The sequence below is a fragment of the Robiginitalea sp. genome (assembly GCF_049588695.1).
Classification (GTDB): domain Bacteria; phylum Bacteroidota; class Bacteroidia; order Flavobacteriales; family Flavobacteriaceae; genus Robiginitalea.
In genome coordinates, this window is record NZ_JBAVZJ010000575.1 from 1 (window position 1) to 1,706 (window position 1,706).

The 1,706-nt window shown below is 49.5% G+C and carries 2 protein-coding genes; one reads left to right on the forward strand and one right to left on the reverse strand.

Going from position 1 to position 1,706, the window contains the following annotated elements; genetic code table 11:
* Positions 1-47: 47 nt before the first annotated feature.
* Complete coding sequence (locus tag WBV75_RS13200) at positions 48-857, forward strand: SDR family NAD(P)-dependent oxidoreductase (protein WP_424121052.1); 810 nt, start codon at positions 48-50, stop codon at positions 855-857.
* Here WBV75_RS13200 and WBV75_RS13205 read toward each other — a convergent pair.
* Positions 830-1,706, reverse strand: an 877-nt coding sequence (locus tag WBV75_RS13205) for an SDR family oxidoreductase (RefSeq protein ID WP_424121053.1), incomplete at its 5' end; no start/stop codon positions are given. The genes WBV75_RS13200 and WBV75_RS13205 overlap by 28 nt on opposite strands.

The window sequence follows — 1,706 nt, forward strand, 5'->3', positions numbered from 1 at the left end:
TACTATCTTGGGCCCCTTAACTTTTGGTGTAATAGCTTTAGCCTCTTATGGAATCAAATAATGAATACGCTCTGATCACCGGTGCGAGCCTGGGTATTGGACGTGAAATCGCCAAAGAATTTGCCAGAAGGAAAATCAATACGCTCCTAATTGCTCTGGATACCCCGGATTTATATGACATCCAAAAAGACCTGCAGGACAATTACGACATCCGTGCCGAGTGTTTTCCCGTTGACCTGACGGATGCACTCTCTGCGGCTGCCATCTACGCCTGGTGTAATGAGAACGATTATGTCGTAAAATACCTGATCAATAATGCGGGATTCGGGGCAAGCGGTTTTTTTGAAAGCGTGCCCCTCAGCCGCTATAATCAAATGATTGATTTGAATACCAAGGCCTACATTGCCATGACCCATCAGTTTCTGCCGGATCTGAAAACACTGGAGGAAAGCTATATCATGAACACGAGCAGTATGGAGGCCAATTTACCTATTCCCTATAAGGCGGTGTACACGGGGACTAAAAACTTTGTCTATGCCTTTTCCATGGCCTTGAGTAAAGAAGTGCAGCGTTCCGGCGTGCGTGTGAGTATTCTATGCCCGGGGCCCGTGCCCACCAATGAAGAAGGCCTCAAACGCCTGGAGAACCAGGGTAAAAAAGGCCAAATGATGGCGCTTTACCCGGACCAGGTAGCCAAATATGCAGTTAAAAATTTACTCGAGGGTCGGTTAATCATCCATCCCGGGAGAATGAACCGCTGGATTAACAGGTTCCACCGGATGCTCCCTATGCCCCTTAAAATGCAGATCCTGGAAAAGATGTTCCGGTCTTATACGGAGGTAAGTCCTTCAAAGTAATCCCCTACCCCACACAAAGATTCTGAAATTTCCCAAAGTCTCGCGGCGTCTTCCTGTATATAGGACGCAGGGGAAGAAGGCTTGGGTTTGCATTTGTCCCAATACTTTCCACTGAGTCCATTAACCTGCTCCTGTGATGCCAGGTAAATTGAGGTTGCAGCTCCCTGTGCGGGGGTTAGCCCCCCAATGCGGCGAATGCGCCAGGCCAGGGAGTGGAACGAAATGGTGTGTTTCAATCCAATATCGGTATTGACCCGGCCGGGTTGTACACAATTTACATCGATGTGCTCAATGCCTCGTTCTTTTAACCTCCTGTCCAGTTCATAGACGAACATTACATTGGCCAGTTTGGACTGGGCATAGGCCCGGAGACCGTGATAATTCTTACGCAGGGAAACATCGTCGAAGTGGATCTTGCCGTGAAAGTGCGAATCGGATCCTACACAAACAATGCGACCGTCCTCTGAAGTCTCCAGCCCCTTCATTAATTCCTTCGTCAAAAGGAAGTAGGCCAGGTGATTCACTGCGAACTGCCGCTCTACCCCATCCGCAGTGAGCCCTAGTTTTGAAAACCACGCCCCCGCATTATTCACCAGGATGTCGATGCTCTTAAAATCACTTAAGATGTTTTTTGAGGCTTCGCGGATGCTCGTTTGCGAGCTCAGGTCAGCCAGGACATAATCAATCTTATTCCCCCGGGCTTGCGCCCGGATCGATTTCACAGCGGCTTCCGCCTTTTCCTCGTTCCGGCTCAGGATCAGCACATTGGCACCTTCCTCAGCCAGGGCCCGGGCAGTTTCAAATCCAATGCCGGAATTCCCCCCGGTAACCACACAATTTTTTCCCTTC

Bases quoted from the DNA above. Each gene is read 5' to 3' on its own strand.
- WBV75_RS13200 (WP_424121052.1), top strand. From the start codon at position 48: ATGGAATCAAATAATGAATACGCTCTGATCACCGGTGCGAGCCTGGGT.